The organism is Cyclobacterium sp. SYSU L10401 (assembly GCF_010993705.1).
Classification (GTDB): Bacteria; Bacteroidota; Bacteroidia; order Cytophagales; family Cyclobacteriaceae; genus Cyclobacterium.
In genome coordinates this window covers 598,298-617,894 of the sequence record NZ_WOFO01000001.1, presented here as the reverse complement: position 1 = coordinate 617,894, position 19,597 = coordinate 598,298, and the positions used below count along the sequence as shown (strand labels likewise).

Here is a 19,597-nt window from a genome sequence, read left to right as displayed (position 1 = left end):
AAAAATATCGGTATTCACTTTCAATATGAACCTCTGAAAAGAAATATCTAACAAATGAAGAAAAACAGCCCTGGATAAATCACCAAAACCTGAATCCCCTGCCCCTGTATCTAAAAATCCAGTTGTCCCAGATATCTTCAGAGAAATAAATTTCCGCCCCAAAATTTAAAGTAAAATACCCATCATACCTTGCTTCAGGTTCGTCCAACCGGGGATCGCCGCTTCCTCTTCGGGGAGCCCCCCGGCTGTTTCTTATCATTTCTATATTGGGCTCACCGTTGGGCAAAAGGTACCTGGCCTGTCTTACCGAGTACCTGAGCCTGTCGGGATTTTCTCCCGAAACATAATCGGCAATCAGTTCCTCATAATATCCGGAAATATTAAAGGTGCTGATATCATCCATGTAATCTGAAAGCGTGAAACGATAATTTCCTTCAATAAAAAAATCCATGTACACATTGACCTTGTATTTCAGGCCCAAACCCATTGGAAACACCATTACCACATCGGAATACAACTCATTTTCCGTTCTAAGCGGTCTTAAATCGACCCACTCTTCCCTGTAAAGGGTCCTGGGCTTGTTGGTACTGGCTCCAACTCCAAAAAACAAGTAGGGATTGATAAACTCACGGGTAATGTTGTAAACTTTTACGGGTTTATAGTAGTATTCAACCAAAAATGCCCCTTCCCAATTTCTGGCCCGGAAATTTAAATCTCTGGGAATTCGACCACTTCTGGGGTCTGCTTTGACATCCTGTCCTGAAATTTGGTAGTAAGTAATATCTGCTCTGGCTTTAAGGTTGGTACCGAAAGTATACCTGCCGCTCATGGCTACATTGTAGTCCGGTTGTATTCCTTCATTATATTGCCACAAAGCATACAAATCACCAAAATACTGAGAGGGTCCGGCCTGTAAAGAAAAGGACCAAGGCTCTTCAAACCTGAACCTATACATGCTTTGGGCAAATATTTCTGTTGAAAATAACAGTAAAAAAAATACTGCAACTAAAAAGAATCTACGCATAAAAAGCTTCACCTATATCCTACCCTAATAACCCATTGGTAATTAAAGCCCTAAATATAAAATAAAAGGTAATAATAAAAAAAATTACGATGGAGTAAATTTCTCCAGACCTGAGCGGATATGGAGGTCTCTCTGTGGAAAAGGGATTTCAACCTTCTCTTCTCCAAAACGCCTGAAAATCTCATAATACAATTGACTCTTCAATACCCTGGGTTTGTTAATGTATTGAGATGTCCAAACCCTCAAGTTGAAATCAATGCTGCTATCGTTGTATTGCTCAAACAGCACATCCGGTTCAGGATACTTTAGCACCCCATCATTCGCCTTAACCACCTCAAGTAAAATTCTTTTGATCTTTGCCGGATCTTCCCTGTAGGAAACGCCTACAGGAATATTAAACCGTATATTCCGGTCATTATGGGACCAGTTGATCACTGCATTGTCGATAAACTGGCTGTTGGGCACTATGACGGAAATGTTATCATTGGTCAACACCATAGTCGACCTGGCCGATATCTTTACTACATCCCCGTAGACATCATTGACCTCAATCCTGTCTCCGACTTTTATGGGTCTTTCAAACAGAATAATCAATCCACTGATGAAATTATTGGTGATATTCTGTAAACCAAAGCCAATTCCTACCCCTATGGCTCCTGCCAAAATACCCAAAGCACTTAAATCCACATTGCTATTTTGAAGAATGGTGACCAGCCCAAAAATGATAATGATGTACTTAAAAATCGTTGCAATGGACTGCCGGATGCCTACTTCCAGTTTGTACCGGCTCAATACTTTGTTGGCCAAAAACTTTCTGGCCAATTCCGAAATGAAAAAAAGTAAGAAAATGGCAACCGTAAGACTGATGAATAAGCCTAGTGTTAATTTGGTATCCCCAAGCATCAACAATTTCAGATTTAGTAAATCGTTAAAATGCCCTAAGAAGGCCTCAAAATCACCGTTCTTAATATCTTCAATTATTTCCTTCATGCTTCAATATGCTCCATTGATCAAAATTTAACCCTGAACCAGGCAACAGATAGCCTCCAATATATGATTTTATTGCCGGGAATTAAATGGAACTGCGCTAATATTTTATCCAGGGAAGTCCGGTTTGTCCTCTCTTTTCTTCTTTGCTGAAAAAATAGGGATAAATTCCAGTTGAGATTGATCATTAGCCATCAATTTAGGTAAATTTGTAGTTAATTTTACGTTATGAGTAAACAAAAAGAAGAACTCGAACACCGACTTAAACTCCGGAATATCAAACATTCCGATTTCAATGATATCCGTGATATCATGGTTTCTGCCTACAAAACCCAGGGAATGACCTGGACCAAGGAGGAATTTAAAAATCAATTGAATGCCTTTCCTGAAGGACAAATTTGCCTGGAGGATAATGGGAAAGTTGTAGCAGTAGCATTAAGTCTGATAGTGGATTATTCAAAATATGGAGATAACCACACCTACGACCAGATAACCGGATATGGGAAATTTGACACGCACGATGAGGAAGGAGATACCCTTTATGGTACGGATGTATTTGTAGACAAGGAATACAGAGGACTTCGTTTGGGTAGAAGGCTTTATGATGCCAGAAAAGAGCTTTGCGAAAACCTGAACCTACGGTCCATAATTGCCGGAGGAAGGATTCCGGGATATAATAAATATGCCGACCAGATGTCGCCCAGGAAATACATAGAGCTGGTCAAAAACAAAGAAATATTTGACCCTGTACTTTCCTTTCAGTTGGCGAATGAATTTCACGTGCGGAAGGTAATCACCAAATACCTGCCTGAGGACACCGATTCCAGGGCTTATGCCACCCTGCTGGAATGGATCAACATTTATTATGAAAAGGAAGAAAAACTAATTGGCAACAAAAAAACCATCGTCCGACTAGGTTTGGTTCAATGGAAAATGAGACGCTTCACTGATGTGGATGACCTGATGCAACAGGTGGAGTTTTTTGTCGATACGGTATCGGATTACAAATCAGATTTCTGCTTGTTTCCGGAGTTTTTCAATGCGCCCTTACTGGCAGAATTCAACAAAATGGACGCCTCAGAAGCCATCAGAAATCTGGCAGATTACACGGAGGAGATTGTCATTCGGATGCGGGACCTGGCCCTTTCCTATAATGTGAACATCATCGCCGGAAGCATGCCTGAGTATGATGGAAAAAAACTGCGAAATGTGAGTTATCTCTGCAGGAGAGATGGTACCATGGATAAACAGTATAAATTGCACATCACTCCTGATGAGCAATCCTACTGGGGACTGCAGGGAGGAAATGGCATCAAGGTTTTTGATACCGATGCGGGCAAGGTGGGGATTTTGATCTGTTATGACATTGAATTCCCGGAATTGAGCCGCATTCTCGCAGAGAAGGAAATGGACATCCTGTTCGTCCCTTTTTGGACGGATACGAAAAATGCCTACCTTAGGGTAAGTACCTGTGCCAAATCCAGGGCCATCGAAAATGAATGCTACGTGGCGATTACAGGCTCGGTGGGTAATTTGCCAAGAGTGGAAAATATGGATATTCAGCATTCCCAGGCAGCCATATATTCTCCCTCTGACTTTTCCTTCCCTCACGATGCCATCATTGCTGAAGCCTCTCTCAATACAGAGACCACCATAGTAGCAGATGTAGACCTGGACTTATTGACCAAATTACGGAAAGCAGGCAGCGTTCGGAATCTGGCACAAAGAAGGCTGGACCTCTACTCCATTCAGTGGAAAAACAAAAGGTAATGCATTATTTTGACCACTTACCGGAAGACCTGATTCAAAAAGCCAGGCGGATCAAGCTTTTGGTTTCAGACCTGGATGGGGTGCTGACTGATGGAGGAATCATTCTGGATGACCAGGGAATGGAGTACAAAAAATTTCAGGTGAAAGATGGACAGATCATTCAATACCTGCAACTTGCAGGTATTGAAACCGGCATCCTATCCGGTAGGGATGTAAAGGTTTCGTCGCTCCGCTGTGAGCAAATGAAGGTTGATTTTCATTTACATGGTGTCCGCGATAAATGGTCCACTCTGAAGGGAATTGCAGAAAAAAAGGGGATTTCCACTGATGAGGTAGCCTATATTGGAGATGACCTCATTGACCTCGAACTCCTCAGCAGGGTTGGGCTTGCTGCTTCTCCCGCTGATGCCATGATCTATATCAGAGATAAAGTAGATTACGTCACTGTCAAAAATGGAGGGGAAGGCGCCTTCCGGGAATTAGCAGATATCATCCTTTATGCACAGGGAGGACTAAAAATCAGTTTGTAAAACCCTTTCAAGCCACAAAGATTTTCCTTCTAAAATTCAACGCAATGAAAAAAAGCCCGCACAAAATGTCCATCAGGGAAGACCTCCGGCTAGGGGGCGATCAGCCGGTACTATTTTCCGGACCCTGTGCCGTGGAAAGCCTTGATATATGCCTGGAAATCGGCACCCAGGTCAAGAAATATGCCCAAAAACATGGTTTTGGCTATGTGTTTAAGGCCTCCTTCGACAAGGCCAATCGCACCTCCGGAGCCTCTTTCAGAAGCATAGGCTTTGACCGGTCTTTGGAGGTGCTACAAACAGTAGGTAATACCCTGAGGGTACCCTTGGTTACAGATGTACATGAAAGCTATCAGTTAGAAGCTGTAGCCGCAGTGGTGGATGTGATTCAGATACCTGCCTTTTTATGCCGGCAGACAGACCTATTGCTGGCGGCTGGGAAAACAGGAAAAGCCATAAAAATTAAGAGGGGACAATTTATGGCCCCTGAAGACATGCAATATGCCGTAGATAAAATCCGCTCTACCGGCAATCAGCAGGTATGTCTTACGGAGAGGGGCTTTTCCCTGGGCTACCATAATCTGGTGGTAGACATGCGGGCATTACCTATCATGAGACAGTTTGCACCGGTGGTTTTTGATGTGACCCATAGCGTACAACAACCGGGGGGCAACCAAGGCAGCAGCGGGGGGCAAAGACAAATGGCCCCATTTCTGGCAAGAGCCGCTGGAGCAGCAGGAGTGGATGGTTTTTTTATAGAAACCCACCCGGACCCAGCAAAGGCCTTGAGTGACGGGCCAAACATGGTTCCTTTGGCTGAAATGGATAGCTTTCTGGGGATGCTGAAGAAAGCATGGGATCTAGGAAATGAATTCAAAAACTATCAGTTAACATGAGTAACCCATTGTACGATGTGTATTTAGTCTCAAACATGCTCATTTGTCTTTTCCTTCTCCCTTTTCAAGCCTCATCAGGTGCATTAAACCAGGGAACGGCATTTGAAATCAGGGATTTATTGGAAGGAGATGAATCGCAACTCAAAATGGAATACCTGGGCGGCAGGATTTATTCCAGGTCTTACCTCCTTACCTTTTACTCTGAGAGGGCTTTTATGCCAGGCTGGTTAGCCGGATCAACACCTTCCTGCGAGGCATTGGAACTGAGGCTGCTCATCCAACAGTCCAAATTTGACGGTCTGATCCCAAAGGACTATCACCTGGACCAACTTAATATTTTATTTGAAAAGTCCCTGAACGGTACATCGGTAACTGAACGAGATTTGGCCTTGATGGACATCCTGCTCAGTGATGCTTTTATCCTTTTGGCCAAACACCTGTATCAGGGAAAAGTACATCCCGAACACCTGAAGGGTATCTGGGATATCCAATCGAAAGAAGATGATCCCAAGGTACTTGAAAAATTAAACCTGGCACTGGCCAGACAAGATGTCCGTCAACAACTATTTAGTCTTCACCCAAAGTTCCCGATTTATCAGAGGATGAGACATTCCTTAAAAAAGTACCATGAGCTGGAACAAACCGGATCAGGTCTGCTTTGGAATAACCCCGAACCGGAGAAACCACTGGAACCCGGACAAAGAGCCGAACAAGTTCCTGCGATCAGGGATATTCTGATCTTTTGGAAGGACCTGGAAAATTATGCGCCAGATACCACACGGATAGATGTTTACGACAGCCTCATGGCAGAAGGTGTTAAAAGATTTCAGCTAAGGCATGGACTGCAACCAGACGGGAAACTTGGTAAAGCTACCATTCAGGCCTTGAACCAATCTCCAAGGACTTTGATCGAAAAGGCAATGGTAAATATGGAAAGATTGAGATGGCTGCCGGACACAACCCTTCAGGAATTGATCCTTGTAAACATAGCCAACTATTCCATGGACTATATCAGAGCAAGGGATACTTTATTACATTCCAATGCCATTGTGGGGCAATCCTACCGTAAGACTCCTGTATTCAATGCAGAAATGTCTTATCTTGTATTTAACCCGACCTGGACCGTACCTCCTACCATCCTGAAAAATGACGTTATTCCAGCGGTAAAAAAAGACATTGATTATTTGGCTAGAAAAAATATGAAAATACTGGATTTCTCCGGCAAGGAGATAGATCCGAATACCATTAATTGGGCAGGCATTAGCAGTGATAGTTTCCCCTATATGGTAAGACAGGCATCAGGAAGACAAAACTCCCTGGGATTGGTGAAATTCATGTTTCCCAACAAATACAATGTATACATCCACGATACGCCCTCCAGGGAATTGTTTTTCCGGGCAGACAGGGCATTGAGTTCGGGATGTATCCGTATTCAAAAACCTTTGGAACTGGCACAAATCCTGCTGGCTGATCAACGCCTGTGGACCGAGGAAAGGATAAAGGATACCATGAATGGTGGAAAAGAACAACCGGTAAATTTAAAAAAGAAAATTCCCGTAATCATCCTTTACCTGACTTTTTGGACAGATGGGGCAAACCGGGAAAATATTCGAAGAGACATTTATTCCAGGGATGATGATTTGCTCAAGCTTTTGAAATTACCCCTGGCTTACGAAAACTGATTGTTTTTTGTAGGATGCCTCATCGGCATGAATGAACAAGCAACTTTTTTCCTTAATCAGTGCCAATATTTCTTCGTAATTCTCTGTAGGAAGTGCCGGACACCCCAAACTTCTTCCCAATCTACCGTAGTTTTTCAAAAATGTAGGCTCGGCATAGTCTGCTGCATGAATGACTATTGCCCGCGATCTGGCCATGTCATTGATTCCTTTCTCCAATCCATCTAGTCGCAGGGAAGCCCCATGTTTACCCACATAAGTTTCCCCGGTCAAGTAAAAGCCCAGGCTGCTCATATGGCTTTCCGGAGTATTGGAAAATTTTTCGGCTTTAATCAGGCCTGAGTTTTTTCCATGGGACACCAGAGAAGTATGCTGCAATTTTTGACTTTCCATATCAATGACCCAGAGTCGCTTTTGGGTAGAGGGAAGGTCAAAATCGATTACAGTTAACGGCTTTCCTTCTTTTAACAAGCCTTGCTCCTGCATTTGCTGGTACCCTTTCAATGCCAGCTCCAGGACCTGCTTTCTTAGTGACCCCGCTTCCTGCTGTATGTTTTGCCAGATTAAATCGGTCAGCAGGGTAAGCTCATCGGATTCGTTGAAACTCAATGCCCGCATGTTTTCCTGATCAGGACTGATAAGTCGGGCATCACCAAATGAAAGCACCGGACTGCCTAAAAAAAGAAGTACAATAATAAACTTGTTCATCATTTGAATGATAGTAAAGTAAAAGGATACTTATTTCGAAAAGAGCCTTTGCTTACTCCTTCATATACATAAACAACATCTAAACCTAAAAAATTTATTTTAATTCAAAATATTATTTAATTAACCCTTTATAATTGAAAAAATTTTGAACCCATTGGCCTAAAACTGTTGTTGTTTGCGTTGAAAATCATTTAGCAAAGATCCGGGCAAACCAATATTACTTTAAATTAAATCTCCTGGAAAATAAGTATTTATCATTTTTGTTGAATTAATTACGATCATTATTAAACAAATTTAACATTACAGCTGTTAAAATTCCTATGAAAATCGCCGTCTACCGAAAAGCTCATTTCAATGCAGCACACCGTTTGCACAATCCCAACTGGACAGCAGAAAAAAACAAGGAAATTTTTGGAAAGTGCAACAACGATAATTACCATGGACATAATTATGACCTTGTCGTAAAACTCGAAGGCCCTATTGATCCTGACACAGGATATGTTTATGACATGAAGTTGTTAAAGGATTTGATTAAGGAACATGTAAGCGATAGATTTGATCACAAAAACTTAAATTTAGATACTGATGAATTTAAAACCCTTAACCCAACTGCAGAAAACATTGCTGTGGTTATTTGGAATATTTTGAGAGAAAAAATTGAAAATAAATACGACTTAACAGTTCGATTATATGAAACAGAAAGAAACTTTGTTGAATTCAGCGGGGATTGATCTCAATCAGGCTATAGAAGAATTGGGAGATGAGCACATAGCTTCGTCCCATGAAACACCATTGCGGGAAGATGCCTTCGAAATGGATGATGAGCTTAAAATGGAATTGATAGAAAAGCATTTTAAGGAAATCATGCATGTCCTGGGTTTAGACCTAACGGACGACAGTCTGAAGGGCACCCCCAAGCGAGTAGCAAAAATGTTTGTGAAAGAGGTTTTTAGCGGCCTTGACCCTAAAAACAAGCCGGAAGCCAAACTTTTTGAAAACAAGTACCGCTATAATGAAATGCTGGTGGAAAAAAACATCACGTTTTATTCTCATTGTGAACATCATTTTGTGCCCATTTCCGGCAAGGCTCATGTAGCCTATGTTTCCAATGGTCATGTCATCGGATTGTCAAAGATTAACCGTATTGTCCAATATTTTGCCAAGAGGCCTCAGGTACAGGAGAGGTTGACGGTTCAAATTGGAAACGAACTCAGGACCGCGCTTGGAACAGAAGATGTAGCAGTCATCCTGGACGCCGATCACATGTGTGTTTCCAGCAGAGGGGTAAAGGATAACAGCAGCAGTACCGTGACATCGTTTTACAGCGGCCTGTTCGAAAAAAATCCTCAAAGAAGAAATGAATTCCTCAAATACCTGGAACTATCCAGGTAAGTTGGTATACCCTTCCTGCTAATAACTTTATTAAAAAATGCTTATCTCCCTTCAAAAGTATCGAGGGGAGATTTTTTTTACTTCTACAGGAAAACAAATTTGGCTTTATGGGTCAAATGGGTCAAACAATTTAAAGTTTAATGGATTGTAATAATAAAATATGAATGATATGGAAAATAAAAATATTGTAATCATTGGAGGTAACAGTGGCATAGGAGAGAAAGTAAAAACGCTTTTGGAGAATGCCGGGGCAAATGTGCTGACGTTTTCCAAATCAAAATCCGGATCAGGACAATTGGATATCAGTTCCGACTTCAAGGATATGGATGGATTACCTGAAGAAGTAAATGGTTTGGTTTATTGCCCCGGGACCATTCATCTCAAACCCTTTCATCGCATTGATATTTCCGACTTCAGAAAAGATCTTGAAATCAATTATTTGGGTGCCATAAAAGTTTTACAGGCCTTGCAAAAGCCCCTGAAAAAGTCAGGAAATGCATCAGTAGTATTGTTCAGTACGGTAGCAGTGCAGACAGGCATGGGATTCCATAGCTCCATTGCTGGAGCCAAAGGTGCCGTAGAGGGACTGAGCCGCTCTTTGGCTGCTGAATGGGCCAATGCCGGTATCCGGGTCAATTCCATCGCCCCATCCTTAACCGATACTCCCCTGGCAGAAGCCCTGCTATCCAGTCCTGAAAAGAAAGAAGCAGCAGGAAAACGACACCCTTTGGGAAGACACGGAGAGGTCAGCGACATAGCTGAAGCAGTGATGTATTTATTATCAGATAAATCATCATGGATTACCGGACAGGTTCTTAAAATAGATGGAGGCCTGTCTGCCGTTAGATAAAAATTGGTTATCTTACAACATTTAGGTTGAACAAAGTGTAGCAGATATAGGGTATTGTCCCTGAAATAAATTTAAGCATAGTATGAGGACTCCACCTGAATCATATTTGATTTTTAAAGCAGAGCTAAAAAAAGCCCAAATAGAGAAAGAGCGGCTTAGAAAGGCTTATGAGGAAAAATTGCTGGAAATGAATCTGGAATTGTCTCGGTTGAAAGAACAGATAGAAGCGCAGCAGGAGCTGATGAAAACGACCATTAATTATGCCATAAAGCTTGAGGAAGATCTGGACAATTTCAAGGAAGAGGTAGAAAATGAAAAAAAGCAAAGAAAAAATTCTTTTCACTAAATCTATTAATCACTTATTCCGTAAACGTAAGGGTAATTGCTTTTAAACGTGGAAAAAATGAACGACACCCTGAATAAATCAGCAATGAAAAACTTTGACTTATCTTTTGAAGGAAGGTATGCCAAGGTTTTGGTCAACGAAGGCAGCGGAATCATCATTTGTGAGCTTCTGGTAGATTACGTTCCCATTGAGGATTTTAAAGAAACCTTCCGTAAAATATCTGCCATTGTCAAAAAAGGAAAATTTCACAAGTTTGTTTTTGATAAGCGGTCTTTGCGGGCTTTTCACCAACCAAGTATGGAATGGTATTTCCTGGATTGGAAAAAGGAAATGTACTTTGAAGGCATCACGGTACACCGCAAAATACTTCCAGCCGAAAAATGGTTCGAAAAAATGGTCATGATTGCCAAAAAAGAGATACTTGAAAAAAACCCGGGAAACATCATCGAAAACCTGGACATAAAATACTGTGATTCACTGGAAGAAGCCATCATTACCTGATGAAACATTTTACCCAAAAGGACATACTCGAGGCGGAAAAAGGTTTTAGAAGAGATTTTGTCAATTGCCTGAGTGGTTATAAAAGCCTGAATCTTATAGGAACAATTCATGCAGAAACGAAAAAAACCAACCTGGCCCCATTCAGTCAGGTTTTTCACATAGGCGCAAGCCCGCCACTGGTAGGGATTTTATTCAGGCCTCATTCGGTAGAGCGCCATACCCTGGAAAATATCCTTCAAAGCAAATGTTTTACCCTCAACCATGTAACCGAGACATTTTATAAAGCCGCTCACCACAGCAGTGCCCGATGGAAAGACTCTGAATTTGCAGCTACTGGATTAAAGGAAGAATACATTGATGGATTTAAGGCACCCTATGTTGCTGCCAGCCCCCTGAAAATCGGTTGTAGTCTGGCAGACGTCCTCACCCTGGCCATCAATGAAACTGTTTTGGTTATTGGCAGTGTAGAACATGTCTACCTGGAAGAAGCAGCCTTAGGTGAGGACGGCTTTATTGACTTGGAAAAATTGGGTACCGTAACTTCTTCAGGCATTGATTCCTATCATCTAGGTAAAAAACTGGCCAGGTTGACTTATGCTAAACCTGACCAGCCTGTAAAGGAAATATGATTTTTCACCTGATTGTGTAAGTTTGTACAAAAGGCCTGCCAGCAGGTGTTAAGCCTTCTATCTTTAACCTTCCACTATAGTCTTCGAGAAATCCCCCTACTTCTTCGGGATCCTCAGCTATTTTATCATTGACATGAGTAAGGATAAAACCTTCTCCAAGGCCCAGATCATACAGGTAGCCTCTGCTCAGCCCGCTGATTTTGATTCCTGAATCAATGCCGTAGCGATCCTTTTCGATGGCATTTATCGTCTCCAATTTTGCCCCAAGTAGCGGGGAAGTGTAAAATGTCCGCTTGATCACTCCTGTACCGCCAAGTATATTCTGAAGGGTCAATTCAGATTTCTGAAGTTTATTTGACCGTCGAAATTGTACCGTAACTTTATCCCCTGGGTAATAATAGGACAGTGCCTCCTCAAAACTACCCATACCCGTAACAGGATGACCATCGATGCCTATGATCACATCATTTTCCCTGATCCCCGAATTTGCTGCTGCTCCATTCCGGATCACATGAGATACCATCACACCATCAAGGGAATTAAGTTCCATTTGTTCAGCAAGCTCAGGAGTAATCTCCTCTACTTCCAGACCGGGGATGGCCTTCTGGACCTCTCCAAACCGGATGAGATCATTGGCAATTTTGGCGGCGATATCCACAGGAACTGCAAACCCATACCCTGTGTAGGAGCCGGTGCGGCTCAATATTGCTGTATTGATGCCTACCAATTCTCCCTTGACATTTACCAAAGCCCCACCGGAATTTCCGGGATTAATCGGTGCGTCTGTTTGAATAAAGGATTCCAAGGGAAATTCCCCTCCCATGATATTAATTTGCCTTTCCTTCGCTGATACGATTCCTGCAGTGACAGTGGAGGTAAGATTGAAAGGGTTGCCAACAGCCAGAACCCACTCCCCTATTTTGAGATTTCTGCTACTCCCTATTTCTATGGCGGGAAGATCTTCAGCTTCAATTTTTAACACGGCAATGTCGGTATTGGCGTCGGCACCAATTAAACTGGCCTTATATGTCCTTTTCTTATGGACTACTTCAATGGTTTCAGCCCGATCTATCACGTGGTTATTGGTGATGATGTATCCATCTTCGGAAAAAATAACCCCTGAGCCTGTGCTTACGCGCTGCTGGGGGGCACCCTGACCGAAGAAATAATCAAAAATGCTATACCTGCGGGAATCTGTTCCTGAGAAATTTTTAATAAACACCACCGAATGGGTACTGCTTTCGGAAGCTTCAATAAAAGATTCCGGCTCTGCTCTGGGATAAGATTCAGGCTTTTCCCCGGAATAGGGTGTAAATTTTCCGGTGTTTGAGGTTTGAAGTCCAAGATCCGGGATTTGTTCTTCCCTGGAAATAAGACTGGCTTCGTTTTCGATTGCAAAAGTAAAAAACCATGCACCGAAAATCCCCGCCAAAAATGACACCATTACCAAAACGATATTTTTTAGCATGTTTTCAAGGTTTTTTTATTGAAAATACGGGAACCATAAAAACCCCGCCAATTTTTTAACAAAATTTAGCAAAGGCAACCAGCTGATTTCCTCTTTTTTTAACTCCTAAATTTATGCCAAAATAACAACCCTACTAAAAAGTATGGGAAAAAGCAGGAAAAACTGTTTTTACCTTGTAAATTTGTCAGTAGATTTAACGAAAGGTGTTGAAATAGCCAACATACTATTTTTAGTATTAAAGCAAATCCATGTCTACAATCAAACGAGTGGCAATCCTGGGCTCCACAGGCAGTATAGGTACGCAAACATTAGAAGTTCTTTCCCAACACCCCGATAAATTTCAGGCAGAGGTCCTTACGGCACAAAACAACCAAGATTTACTTATCAAGCAGGCATTGCTTTTTAAGCCCAATGTGGTGGTGATAGGCAATGAGGATTTATATCAGGAGGTAAAGGAAAGCTTGTCTGCCTATCCGATTAAAGTTTATACCGGCCAGCAGGCGTTAGCTGATGTCGTGCAAATGGATACGGTGGATATCGTACTGACTGCTTTGGTGGGCTATGCAGGTCTGATTCCGACACTAAAGGCCATAGAAGCAGGTAAACCCATTGCCCTGGCCAATAAGGAAACCATGGTGGTAGCCGGGGACCTGGTCACCCGAATGGCCAGTAAAAACGCAGTTAATATTTATCCTGTAGATTCCGAGCATTCGGCCATATTTCAATGCCTGGTCGGGGAATTTCACAATCCCATAGAAAAAATTATCCTGACTGCCTCCGGTGGTCCTTTCCGCGGAAAAGACAGGGCCTATCTGAGCAAGGTAACCAAAGCGCAGGCCCTCAAACATCCCAATTGGGATATGGGAGCGAAGATTACCATTGACTCTGCCTCCCTTATGAACAAAGGACTGGAGGTAATCGAAGCCAAGTGGCTTTTTGGCCTGGATATAGACCAGATCGAAGTAATCGTACATCCCCAATCTATCATACACTCCCTTGTTCAATTTGAAGACGGTTCTATAAAAGCACAACTTGGATTGCCAGATATGCGTATTCCTATCCAGTTTGCTTTGTCTTATCCTGAGCGGGTAAAATCAAATTTCCCCCGCTTTGATTTCATGGACTACCCCAACCTGCAATTTGAAAAGCCTGACATGGAAACTTTTAAAAACCTGGGTTTGGCTTTTGATGCGCTGAAAAAAGGCGGAAATACGGCATGTGCCTTAAATGCTGCCAACGAAATCGCCGTGGCAGCATTTTTGCAGGACAGAATCAAGTTTCTTGAAATGTCAGAACTAATTGAACAGAGTATCGAAAAAATTGGTTTTATTGAAAGCCCCGGTTTGGATGACCTCATTCAAACAGATAAAGAAACAAGAATATTATCAGAACGAATCATTAGTAGATCATAAATAATGGATACATTAATAATGGTAGCACAGCTGCTACTTGGCTTGTCAATTTTGGTAGGTCTTCATGAGATGGGTCATTTACTGGCAGCCAAACTGTTTGGGATGAGAGTTGAAAAATTCTCCATTGGATTCCCTCCAAAAATTGCCGGCTTCAAGTGGAAAGAAACAGAATACTCGATTGGCGCTATTCCTTTGGGAGGCTTTGTTAAAATTTCCGGTATGGTGGATGAGTCCCTGGATTCCGAGCAAATGTCTGCCGAACCGCAACCATGGGAATTCCGATCAAAACCAGCCTGGCAAAGGTTAATTGTAATGCTCGGTGGAATATTGGTAAATGTCATTACCGGAATCATCATTTTTGTATTTTTGGTTTATAGCAAAGGAGAAACCTACTTTTCGCGTGATCAGGTTATAGAACACGGCATTGTGGCCTATGATATTGGTGAACAAATAGGTCTTCAGGATGGGGACAAGATACTGGATATCAATGGAACGCCCTACGAATCATTAAACGACCTGAGCAGTGGAGATGCCTTGTTGAGTTCCGGTGGCTATTATACCATTGAGAGAAATGGAGAGCGCAAGCAGATCGCCATCCCGCATGGATTCATCAATTCTTTTTCCAATGAGGAAAGCATGTCCAATTTTATAAATATCAGGTTTCCTTTTGCCGTACTGGACACAAGTCCGAATAGTGCGGCCAAAGAAGCAGGATTGCAGAAAGGCGATAAAATACTTGCGGTAAACGGGGCAGAAACTTATTATTTTGATGAGTTACAAGCTGTTCTTTCTGAAAATAAAGGGGAAAAAGTGGCCATTACCCTGGAAAGGGAAGGGCAGGAATTAATTACAGATGTAGCAGTGAGTGAAGAGGGCACCATTGGTATAGCGGTACAAAACCTCCTGGAACCAGTGCGTAAAAAATATTCCCTGGCCCAATCCATTCCCCTGGGCACAGAAAGGGCTTTCAGTATTGTCATTATTAACGCCCGGGCTATGGGTAAAATGTTTACCGGGGAGGTATCCACGAAAAATGTAAGCGGCCCCATTGGTATGGCCAAAATTTATGGTTCTACCTGGGATTGGACAAAATTCTGGTCCATCACAGGATTGATATCCATGATACTGGCTTTCATGAATTTATTGCCGATTCCCGCCCTGGATGGGGGTCATGTAATGTTTTTGTTATATGAAATGATTTCAGGCAGGAGCCCTTCCGACCGTTTCCTGGAGAATGCACAGAAAGTGGGTATGGTATTGCTTTTAGCCATTATGGTATTTGCAATTGGCAACGATATTCTCAAGCTATTTACAGGAACCTGACCTATTCGACAGGTGGCAATGGTATTCCTGTAAGGAATTTCCTTACACCTGATTGGTATGTATTTTTAGAATACCTGACAATTTGTTACCGGGATCAACTTGGCATAAGCCTTGGATATTCCAATTACAATCTCTGAACTGACAGAGATTTTTCCTATATTAAAAAAATAACATGACAGCATACCTGTCATAATGTCTGTATGAGCAATAGCGACAATCAATTATATCATTCATTAATGTTAGGCGATTATTCAGGAGAGGGTGATCTGATACAACTGATTACTGATGATGACGATGAGGGAACTCTGAAAAATGAGAATTTCCCAAAAGAAATACCTGTCCTCTCTGTTAGAAATACTGTACTTTTTCCCGGAGTAGTCATACCCATTACTGTCGGCAGGCAAAGGTCCATAAAACTGGTAAAAAAAGCACAAAAGGGAGATAAATTGATAGGGGTTTGTGCGCAAAAAAACCCGAACATGGAAGATCCTTCCTGGGAAGACATCTATAAAGTAGGCACCCTGGCCAAAATCATAAAAATGATTGTCTTACCAGATGGCAATACCACAATCATCATTCAAGGGAAAAAACGCTTTCAAATAGAAAAAGAAATTACTGACGACCCATATTTTCTCGCCAACGTAAGGTACCTGGAGGAGACTTTTCCCAGCAACAGCGAAAAAATAGAGGCGCTGGAACAGTCCCTCAAAGAGGCCGCCTTCAAAATATTACAACTGAATCCGGAAATACCCAGAGAGGCTCAGGTGGCCCTGGATAACATAGACAGCACTCCTTTCCTCACCCACTTCCTCTCCTCCAATATCAATGCCCCGGTTGAATCAAAACAAAAATTGCTGGAGATCAATGACGGGATCGAAAGGGCTACCCTGCTGCTGGAGTTCATGATGAAGGACATACAAATGCTGGAGCTGAAAAGTGAAATCCAGAAAAAAGTCCATACAGATATTGATCAACAGCAAAGGGATTATTTTCTCAGACAACAGATGAAAGTCCTCCAGACTGAACTGGGAGAAGAGGGCCCGGAAAAGGAGGTTGAAGAATTACGGGCCCGGGGAAAAAAGAAAAAGTGGCCCAAAGAGGTAGGGATTCAGTTCAACAAGGAGCTGGATAAAATCCTGAGAATGAATCCAGCCGCAGCAGAATATCCTATTGCGTTGAATTATGTAGAGGTCTTGATAGACTTGCCCTGGAATGAGTTTACCTCAGACAATTTCGACCTGAAAAGAGCGAAAAAAATCCTGGACCGCGACCATTCCGGACTGGATAAAGTAAAAGAACGTATCATCGAATACCTGGCTGTGCTCAAGCTTAAACGGGACCTCAAGGGACCCATTTTATGTCTGTATGGCCCTCCGGGAGTAGGTAAAACTTCTCTTGGGAAATCCATCGCCAAGGCTTTGGGTAGAAAATATGTCCGCATGTCATTGGGTGGACTTCATGATGAAGCTGAAATCAGAGGTCACAGAAAAACCTATGTAGGGGCCATGCCTGGAAAAATTATCCAGAACATGAAAAAAGCAAAGTCTTCCAATCCTGTTTTCGTCCTGGATGAGATCGACAAATTGAGTGCTGATTTCAGGGGAGATCCATCTTCAGCTTTTCTGGAAGTGCTTGACCCTGAACAAAACAATGCTTTTGTAGACAATTACCTTGACCAGGAATATGACCTGTCCAAGGTGCTCTTTATTGCCACTGCCAATACACTGGAGACCCTGCAACCTGCCCTTAGGGACCGGATGGAAATCATAGAAGTGACTGGGTATACCATGGAAGAAAAGGTAGAAATCGCCAAAAAACATTTGGTACCCAAACAACGGAAAGAACATGGTTTAAAAGCAAAAGACATCGTTTTTTCACATGAGGCGCTGGTAAAAATCATTGAAGACTATACCAGGGAATCTGGCGTCAGAAGCCTGGAAAGGCAAATCGGTAAGGTGGTAAGGAATATCACCAAATCCATTGCCACCGAGGAGCTTTACCAGAAAAAAATAACCCCTCAGCTGGTAAGAAAAATACTGGGTGGTGAAATATTCGATAAAGAAATTTACCAGGACAATTCCCTTGCAGGAGTTGTCACCGGACTTGCCTGGACTTCAGTGGGTGGTGAAATCCTCTTCATTGAGGCCAGCATCAGTAGGGGGAAGGGAAAACTTACACTTTCCGGCCAATTAGGAGACGTAATGAAAGAGTCTGCCATGACAGCAATTTCCTATCTCAAGTCTCAGGCAGAAACCCTGAATATCGATCACAGGGTCTTCGATCAATATGACCTGCACATTCACGTACCGGCAGGAGCTGTTCCCAAGGATGGGCCTTCAGCAGGGATCACCATGCTTACGGCCATCGCCTCGGTATATACCCAACGAAAAATCCGATCCAAACTGGCGATGACCGGCGAAATTACCCTTCGCGGAAAGGTAATGCCCGTGGGGGGAATTAAAGAAAAAATTCTGGCAGCCAAAAGAGCTGGAATTGAAGACATCATCCTCTGTAAAAGAAACATGCGAGACATTGAAGAAATCGATGAGAGTTACCTGAAAGGTGTTCGGTTTCATTTTGTAGACCATGTCAGTGAGGTTTTGGAATTTTCACTGTTAAAAGAAACTGTAGCTCGACCGGTCAAGTTTACCTTTGATAAGGAAGCCAGAAAATCTGAGGAAAACTAAAAAAGGAAAACATGAATCATTTGACTCCAAAGCAAATTGTCGCTGAATTGGATAAATACATCATTGGTCAAACCGATGCCAAGCGAAATGTAGCCATTGCCCTAAGAAACAGAATCAGACGCCTGATGGTCAAGTCTGAACTTCAAAAAGACATCGTACCCAATAATATCCTGATGATTGGCTCTACCGGTGTGGGTAAAACCGAAATAGCACGACGGCTGGCTAAGGTTGCCAATGCTCCTTTTACCAAGGTAGAAGCTTCTAAATTTACAGAGGTAGGCTATGTAGGCAGGGATGTAGAATCCATGGTTCGGGATCTGGTAGAACAGGCCATAAACCTGGTAAAGGAAGCCAAAAACGAAGAAGTCAAAGAAAAAGCGGCCATCATCGTGGAGGACATCCTTTTGGATATTTTGATACCACCGGTCAAAGGAAAGGGGTTCAGCCACTCTACTACTAAGGAAAATTTCAATCCGGACAACGCTTCGGAACAAGAGCTCAATGAAAAAACCCGGGAGCGATTTAAGGAAAAATTGGCAGCCGGGGAGCTGGAGGAAAGAAAAATCGAAATCAATGTTAAGCAGTCTTCCACTCCAGGCATAGGCATGATTGGCAATGGCATGATGGATGAAGCGAGTATGGCAGGACTTCAAGACATGCTGAGCAACATGATGCCCAAGCGAAGCAAGAAGAGAAAGGTCACGATTGCAGAAGCTAGAAAAATTCTCATGGAAGAGGAAGCATCCAAGCTGATCGATTTTGATGAGGTGAAAGAACAAGCCATCAAACTCGCTGAGAACAATGGCATCATTTTCATTGATGAAATAGATAAGATAGCCTCCGGATCAAGCAAATCAGGAGGAGGCCCCGATGTAAGCAGGGAAGGCGTACAAAGAGATTTATTACCCATCGTAGAAGGCAGTGCTGTAAACACCAAGTATGGACTGGTACACACCGACCATGTGTTGTTTATCGCTGCGGGGGCTTTTCACGTAAGCAAACCTTCTGACCTTATCCCTGAGCTGCAGGGTAGATTTCCCATACGCGTAGAGTTGACCAGTCTTACACAGGAGGATTTTTATAAGATCCTTAAAGAACCAAAAAATGCCCTGACCAAACAATACCAGGCCTTGTTTGAGTCGGAACAGGTATATTTGGAATATACGGACGATGCCATCCAGGAAATAGCCGCTCTGGCTTTCAGTATCAATGAAGAAGTGGAAAATATTGGTGCCAGAAGATTGCATACCGTGATGAGTCATCTGTTGAATGATTTTCTTTTCGATGTACCGGACACCATCCAAGCCAACAGCAAAATCATGATCACCAAAGATATGGTACAGGAAAGGCTCAGCTCTCTGGTGAAAAACCGAGACCTTTCTCAATACATTTTGTAGT

Annotated in this window: 18 protein-coding genes; 14 read left to right on the top strand and 4 right to left on the bottom strand. The window is 42.6% G+C overall.

The features are described 5' to 3' along the window. Nucleotides 1-79 precede the first annotated feature (79 nt). Complete coding sequence (locus tag GL182_RS02540; protein ID WP_163377978.1) at nt 80-1,024, bottom strand: hypothetical protein; 945 nt, start codon at nt 1,022-1,024, stop codon at nt 80-82. An 84-nt stretch (nt 1,025-1,108) separates the two neighbouring features. Then, nucleotides 1,109-2,014 carry a mechanosensitive ion channel family protein gene (locus GL182_RS02535; protein WP_163377977.1) on the bottom strand — a complete coding sequence of 302 codons (906 nt, stop codon included), beginning with the start codon at nt 2,012-2,014 and terminating at the stop codon, nt 1,109-1,111. A gap of 225 nt (nt 2,015-2,239) precedes the next feature. Here GL182_RS02535 and GL182_RS02530 point away from each other — a divergent pair, with 225 nt between their 5' ends. From GL182_RS02530 to GL182_RS02515, 4 genes are read left to right on the top strand one after another with little or no spacing between them, the layout of a single operon-like run. Next, nucleotides 2,240-3,781: a GNAT family N-acetyltransferase gene (locus tag GL182_RS02530; protein WP_163377976.1), complete on the top strand. Its 1,542-nt coding sequence runs from the start codon at nt 2,240-2,242 to the stop codon at nt 3,779-3,781. Further along, nucleotides 3,781-4,311 (top strand): KdsC family phosphatase, encoded by a 531-nt coding sequence (locus tag GL182_RS02525; RefSeq protein WP_163377975.1) that lies wholly within the window; start codon nt 3,781-3,783, stop codon nt 4,309-4,311. Before GL182_RS02530 ends, GL182_RS02525 begins: the two co-directional genes overlap by 1 nt. Before the next feature lie 44 nt (nt 4,312-4,355). Continuing rightward, complete coding sequence (kdsA, locus tag GL182_RS02520; protein WP_163377974.1) at nt 4,356-5,204, top strand: 3-deoxy-8-phosphooctulonate synthase; 849 nt, start codon at nt 4,356-4,358, stop codon at nt 5,202-5,204. Beyond that, nucleotides 5,201-6,886, top strand: coding sequence for a murein L,D-transpeptidase (locus tag GL182_RS02515; RefSeq protein WP_240469527.1), 1,686 nt, complete (start codon nt 5,201-5,203; stop codon nt 6,884-6,886). The genes kdsA and GL182_RS02515 overlap by 4 nt, the downstream gene beginning before the upstream one ends. Here the strand turns inward: GL182_RS02515 and GL182_RS02510 are convergent. Beyond that, nucleotides 6,863-7,594, bottom strand: coding sequence for a murein L,D-transpeptidase catalytic domain family protein (locus tag GL182_RS02510; protein ID WP_240469524.1), 732 nt, complete (start codon nt 7,592-7,594; stop codon nt 6,863-6,865). The two genes, GL182_RS02515 and GL182_RS02510, sit on opposite strands and share 24 nt — an antisense overlap. Before the next feature lie 317 nt (nt 7,595-7,911). On the opposite strand from GL182_RS02510, the gene GL182_RS02505 reads away from it, so the two are divergent. The 6 genes from GL182_RS02505 (at nt 7,912) to GL182_RS02480 (ending at nt 11,309) form a co-directional block, all read left to right on the top strand. Then, nucleotides 7,912-8,322 carry a 6-pyruvoyl trahydropterin synthase family protein gene (locus tag GL182_RS02505; protein WP_163377973.1) on the top strand — a complete coding sequence of 137 codons (411 nt, stop codon included), beginning with the start codon at nt 7,912-7,914 and terminating at the stop codon, nt 8,320-8,322. Further along, complete coding sequence (folE, locus tag GL182_RS02500) at nt 8,282-8,983, top strand: GTP cyclohydrolase I FolE (protein WP_163377972.1); 702 nt, start codon at nt 8,282-8,284, stop codon at nt 8,981-8,983. The genes GL182_RS02505 and folE overlap by 41 nt, the downstream gene beginning before the upstream one ends. Nucleotides 8,984-9,152: 169 nt before the next feature. Continuing rightward, entirely contained in the window at nt 9,153-9,833 is a 681-nt protein-coding gene (locus GL182_RS02495; protein WP_163377971.1) for an SDR family NAD(P)-dependent oxidoreductase, read from the top strand. 82 nt (nt 9,834-9,915) lie between these two features. Continuing rightward, nucleotides 9,916-10,179: a hypothetical protein gene (locus tag GL182_RS02490; RefSeq protein ID WP_163377970.1), complete on the top strand. Its 264-nt coding sequence runs from the start codon at nt 9,916-9,918 to the stop codon at nt 10,177-10,179. 57 nt (nt 10,180-10,236) lie between these two features. Further along, entirely contained in the window at nt 10,237-10,680 is a 444-nt protein-coding gene (locus GL182_RS02485; RefSeq protein ID WP_240469522.1) for a hypothetical protein, read from the top strand. Further along, on the top strand, nt 10,680-11,309 hold the full coding sequence (locus GL182_RS02480) for a flavin reductase family protein (protein WP_163377969.1): 630 nt from the start codon (nt 10,680-10,682) through the stop codon (nt 11,307-11,309). The genes GL182_RS02485 and GL182_RS02480 overlap by 1 nt, the downstream gene beginning before the upstream one ends. Nucleotides 11,310-11,313: 4 nt before the next feature. Here the strand turns inward: GL182_RS02480 and GL182_RS02475 are convergent, their stop codons facing one another. Further along, nucleotides 11,314-12,777 (bottom strand): S1C family serine protease, encoded by a 1,464-nt coding sequence (locus GL182_RS02475; protein ID WP_163377968.1) that lies wholly within the window; start codon nt 12,775-12,777, stop codon nt 11,314-11,316. 248 nt (nt 12,778-13,025) lie between these two features. On the opposite strand from GL182_RS02475, the gene GL182_RS02470 reads away from it, so the two are divergent. The 4 genes from GL182_RS02470 to hslU all read left to right on the top strand — a co-directional run bounded on the left by GL182_RS02470 (nt 13,026) and on the right by hslU (nt 19,596). Then, entirely contained in the window at nt 13,026-14,189 is a 1,164-nt protein-coding gene (locus tag GL182_RS02470) for a 1-deoxy-D-xylulose-5-phosphate reductoisomerase (RefSeq protein WP_163377967.1), read from the top strand. A gap of 3 nt (nt 14,190-14,192) precedes the next feature. Beyond that, nucleotides 14,193-15,512: an RIP metalloprotease RseP gene (rseP, locus tag GL182_RS02465; RefSeq protein ID WP_163377966.1), complete on the top strand. Its 1,320-nt coding sequence runs from the start codon at nt 14,193-14,195 to the stop codon at nt 15,510-15,512. Nucleotides 15,513-15,712: 200 nt separating this feature from the next. Continuing rightward, the gene (gene lon, locus GL182_RS02460; RefSeq protein ID WP_163377965.1) at nt 15,713-18,199 is read left to right on the top strand and encodes an endopeptidase La; all 2,487 of its coding nucleotides are present in this window, start codon (nt 15,713-15,715) and stop codon (nt 18,197-18,199) included. 11 nt (nt 18,200-18,210) lie between these two features. Then, the gene (hslU, locus tag GL182_RS02455) at nt 18,211-19,596 is read left to right on the top strand and encodes an ATP-dependent protease ATPase subunit HslU (protein WP_163377964.1); all 1,386 of its coding nucleotides are present in this window, start codon (nt 18,211-18,213) and stop codon (nt 19,594-19,596) included. Nucleotide 19,597 lies beyond the last annotated feature (1 nt).